This is a genomic window from Nocardioides sp. (assembly GCF_031422975.1).
In the GTDB taxonomy this organism is placed as follows: domain Bacteria; phylum Actinomycetota; class Actinomycetes; order Propionibacteriales; family Nocardioidaceae; genus Nocardioides.
Window position 1 is genome coordinate 1 of sequence record NZ_JANPEO010000570.1, and the last position, 4,370, is coordinate 4,370.

The following is a 4,370-nucleotide window of genomic DNA, read 5'->3' on the forward strand; positions in this document are numbered from 1 at the left end:
CACCGCCCTCACCGAGTTCGACCGCTTCGGGCCCGACATCGTGCTCCTCGACCTGATGCTGCCCGGCGTGCCGGGCACCGAGGTGTGCCGCCAGATCCGGGCGACCTCGTCCGTCCCGGTGATCATGGTCAGCGCCAAGGACGACGAGGTCGACAAGGTGGTCGGGCTCGAGCTGGGCGCCGACGACTACGTCACCAAGCCCTACTCCCCGCGCGAGCTCGTGGCCCGCATCCGCGCGGTGCTGCGCCGCGGCCAGGAGCCCGATCTCCTGCCCGACACGCTGGAGGCCGGGCCGGTGCGGATGGATGTCGAGCGGCACGTCGTCACCGTGGACGGCACCGAGCAGCGACTCCCCCTCAAGGAGTTCGAGCTGCTGGAGATGTTCCTGCGCAACCCGGGTCGGGTGCTCACCCGCGGCCAGCTGATCGACCGCGTCTGGGGCTCCGACTATGTCGGCGACACCAAGACCCTCGACGTACACGTCAAGCGACTGCGCGCCAAGCTCGAGCCCGACCCGAGCGAGCCGAAGTACCTCGTGACCGTGCGCGGGCTGGGCTACAAGCTCGACCTGTGAGTTTCCGGGGACTCCGCCCAACCCGTACGGCGGGAACTCGGGGTTCGCTGTCCGGAATCCGCTCGCGCCTCGTCATGGCTGTCCGTAGCCTTGACTCGTGACAACGACGCCCGGCACCACGCCGACCCAGCCAGCGGCCGTGATCCCCGAGCAGGACATCCAAGACACGAAGGCGTGGCTCCCGCTCGCGGCGGTCGCCACCACTCTCGTGCTGTGGGCGAGCGCCTTCGTGGGCATCCGGCACCTCGGGGAGTCCGTCCCGCCCGGCGCCCTGTCGCTGAGCCGGCTGCTCGTGATGGCGCTCGCGCTCCTCGCGCTGATGAGGGGTCGGCTCCCCCGGCTGCCGACCAGGCGCGAATGGCCGCTGATCCTGGCCGGCGGGGCGAGCTGGTTCGGCGTCTACAACCTGACCCTCAACGAGTCCGAGCGCCGCATCGACGCCGGCACCGCCGCCCTGATCGTCCAGATCGGGCCGATCATGGTCGCCCTGCTCGCGACCTTCTTCCTGGGCGAGCGACTGACGAAGTGGCTGCTCATCGGCATGGGCGTCGGGTTCACCGGCGTGGTCATCATCGCTCGCGCGTCCTCGCAAGGTGACAACGGCGACCTGGTCGGCGTACTCCTCGCGGTCGTCGCCGCCCTCACCTTCGCGGTCGGCGTCCTGACCCAGAAGAAGCTGCTGCCGCACATGGGGGCGCTCGACCTGACGTTCTGGTACGCCGTCGTCGGGGCCGCGGTCTGCCTGCCGTGGGCCGGCCAGACGGTGCGCGTGCTCGGCGACGCGAGCGCCGACACGTTGTGGTGGATCCTCTACCTCGGCATCTTCCCGAGCGCGATCGCCTTCACCACGTGGGCGTTCGCCCTGAGCCACGCCGACGCCGGCAAGTTCGCGCAGTCGACGTTCCTCGTCCCGTTCATCACCGCCCTGATGGCATGGCTGCTGCTCGACGAGGTGCCGCCCGCGCTGGCGTTCCTGGGCGGCGGGCTCTGCATCGCGGGCGTACTCCTGTCCCGCCGCCGCCCCGCCCCCCGGGCCCGCTGACTGCCATGCTGCAGCCATGACTGCCGCCGCCAACGTCCTCATCGGCCTGGTTGCCGCACTGCACGCCTACTTCCTCGTCCTCGAGATGTTCCTGTGGACCGAACCGGCGGGACGAGGTGCCTTCGGGCTGACCCGGGAGTTCGCCGAGGAGACCAAGTCGCTGGCCGCCAACCAGGGCCTGTACAACGGCTTCCTGGCGGCGGGTCTCGTCTGGGGGCTGCTCGACGACAACCTCGCGTTCAAGGTGTTCTTCCTGGGCTGCGTCATCGTCGCCGGGGTGTACGGCGCCGCGACGGTCAGCCGCAAGATCCTCGTCGTCCAGGCGGTGCCGGCGGTGCTCGCGCTCGGCGCGGTGCTGCTTGCCCGCTGACTCGAGGCCCTCGGGCATGTAACACGCTGTCCGGTGCTCTTCTGCGACGTTGCAACGACGTGGAAGAGCACCGGACAGCGTGTTACATCTCGGCGTCGGCCGTCGGCGGCACCGGGTCGACCCCGGACTCGAGCCACCCGCGGAACGCGTCGAGGTTGGCGGTCGACTCCCCGCGCGAGAGCCGCCACTCCCACTCCTTGCGGATGGAACTGGCGAAGCCGAGCTCGAGGATCGAGTTGAACGACCCGTCGGCCTGCGCGAGCACCGAGCCCAGCAGCCGGTCGAGCTCGTCGTCGGTGACGCTGGAGAGCGGCAGGCGGGCATCGAGGTAGATGTCGCCGGCGTGGTCGACCGCGAACGCGACGGCGTACATCCGCAGGTTGCGCTCGAGCAGCCAGCGATAGACCCGGGCGTGGTTCTCGTCGGGGTTGCGGCACACGAACGCGTGCACACCGAGGGCGTGCTCACCCACGTCGAGGCGTACCGGCGTCTGCAGCTTCTTCTCACCGGCGAGCGTCAGCGAGAAGGTGCCCTCGGTGGGCGATTCGTAGGGGATCTCGTTGGCATCGAGATAGCCCCGGATGGTGTCCGCAGCTGAGGTCACGCCGACATCTCATCACGCATCAGCATGCCGGCGCCGCGGTAGGCCGCGAGCGTGCGCTCGGCCGTGCGCTCCCACGAGAAGTCGCGGGCATGCTCGAGCGCACCCGCGCCGAGCCGGGCTGTGAGCACCGGGTCGTCGATGAGTCGACGCAGCGCGTTCGCCCAGTCGTGGGCGTCGTGCGATTCGACCAGCAGGCCGCTGCGCCCGTCGGCGACGACCGTGGTGAGTCCGCCGACCGCGGCCGCGACCACGGGGGTACCGGTCGCCTGCGCCTCGGCGGCGACCAGGCCGAAGGACTCGTTGTAGGAGGGTACGGCGACCGCCGTCGCCGCCGCACACCAGCGGGCCAGCTCCACCTGGGCCACCGGCGGCACGAAGCGCACCACGTCGTCGAGGTCGAGCTCGGCGCTGAGCTGGGCCAGCGACTCCGGATGCTCCAGGCCGCTGCCCGAGGGCCCGCCGACGATCGGCACCACGAGACGCGAGCGCAGGCCGGGATCGCGATCCAGGAGGACGCTGACCGCCCGCAGCAACACGTCCGGCGCCTTCAGCGGCTGGATCCGGCCGGCGAACATCAGCACGATCGCGTCCTCGGGCAGTCCGAGCTCACGGCGTACGGCCGCCTTGTCCTGCGGCCGGAAGACCGACAGGTCGACGCCCGGGTGCACGACCTCGACCCGGTCGGGGTCGGCGCCGTACAGGGTGATCAGCTGTTTGGCCTCGAGCTCGGTGTTGGCGATCAGCAGGTCGGCCGCCTCGACCACCTGCTCCTCGCCGATCACCCGGGCGAGCGGCTCGGGGGTGTCGCCGACGGCGAGCGCCTCGTTCTTGACCTTGGCCATGGTGTGCATCGAGTGCACGAGCGGCACACCCCACCGGTCACGCGCCAGCGCCCCGACCTGGCCCGAGAGCCAGTAGTGGGAGTGCACCACGTCGTAGTGACCCAGCGGCTGGATGGCCTCGGCGCGCAGCACCTCGCGGGCGAAGGTGCACAGCTGGCCCGGCAGCTCACCCTTGGCCAGCCCCTCGAAGGGACCCGCGGCGATGTGGCGCACGTGGACGCCGTCGAACGCCTCGACCACGGGCGGCAGCTCGGAGGACGTCGCCCGCGTGAAGATGTCGACGGCGATGCCCCGGGCCGCAAGCCGACGGGAGAGCTCGATGACATAGACGTTCATGCCGCCTGCGTCGCCGATCCCCGGCTGGTCCAGCGGGGAGGTGTGCAGGCTGATCATCGCGACGCGGTCCACGCGGCGTCCTCTCCTCGACAGCACGCCCGCCAGGCAAGACGGGCGCCATCGGGGTTCAACACCGACCGGACGTCAGCGATTCCCCGGGCGCCGGGTCACCCGAGCGATGACGGGTGCGCTGCGGCGTACGCCCTCGGCCGCCGCCACCCCGATCGCGAGCGAGAGCACGGTCGCCGTCACCGGCGACGCGACCTCGAAGGTCGGGTAGACCCGCCAGTGCAGGAGGTAGATCCACAGCGACGACGCGGCGAGTACGCCGACGACCGACGCCGCCACGGCGGGGAGCCGGATCTGCGGGAGCCAGATGAGCACGAGCAATCCGCACAGCAGGTAGGCCGGCCGGACGGGTCCACCCCCGAGGAAGAAGCCCGGCGCCAGCCACAGCGACAACGCGGTCACGACCAGGCGCTGCCGGGTCGTGCGTGCCTGCGAGATCGCCCAGCCGAGGGTGACCAGCCAGAACAGGCCGTTGATCCGGTGGACGTGGTCCCCGGGGATCTCGAAGAGGTCGAAACGGCCCGGCGTCAGCG

The 4,370-nt window shown here is 70.8% G+C and carries 5 protein-coding genes and 1 pseudogene; 3 read left to right on the forward strand and 3 right to left on the reverse strand.

Translation table 11 applies throughout. From position 1 onward, the window contains the following. From RMO85_RS17060 to RMO85_RS17070, 3 genes are all read left to right on the forward strand, one after another. A partial coding sequence (locus RMO85_RS17060; protein ID WP_310529916.1) for a response regulator transcription factor occupies positions 1–574 on the forward strand: 574 nt, incomplete at its 5' end. A gap of 97 nt (positions 575–671) precedes the next feature. After that, a complete protein-coding gene (locus RMO85_RS17065) occupies positions 672–1,616 on the forward strand; it encodes a DMT family transporter (RefSeq protein ID WP_310529917.1) in 945 nt (314 codons plus the stop codon). 16 nt (positions 1,617–1,632) lie between these two features. Continuing rightward, a complete protein-coding gene (locus RMO85_RS17070; RefSeq protein WP_310529918.1) occupies positions 1,633–1,986 on the forward strand; it encodes a DUF1304 domain-containing protein in 354 nt (117 codons plus the stop codon). A gap of 82 nt (positions 1,987–2,068) precedes the next feature. On the opposite strand, the gene RMO85_RS17075 is transcribed toward RMO85_RS17070, so the two are convergent. The 3 genes and pseudogenes from RMO85_RS17075 to RMO85_RS17085 form a co-directional block, all read right to left on the reverse strand. Then, complete coding sequence (locus RMO85_RS17075; RefSeq protein WP_310529919.1) at positions 2,069–2,590, reverse strand: YbjN domain-containing protein; 522 nt, start codon at positions 2,588–2,590, stop codon at positions 2,069–2,071. Beyond that, entirely contained in the window at positions 2,587–3,825 is a 1,239-nt protein-coding gene (mshA, locus tag RMO85_RS17080; RefSeq protein WP_310529920.1) for a D-inositol-3-phosphate glycosyltransferase, read from the reverse strand. Before mshA ends, RMO85_RS17075 begins: the two co-directional genes overlap by 4 nt. Positions 3,826–3,912: 87 nt before the next feature. Then, positions 3,913–4,370 (reverse strand): annotated as a pseudogene (locus tag RMO85_RS17085) (hypothetical protein); the annotation flags it as partial.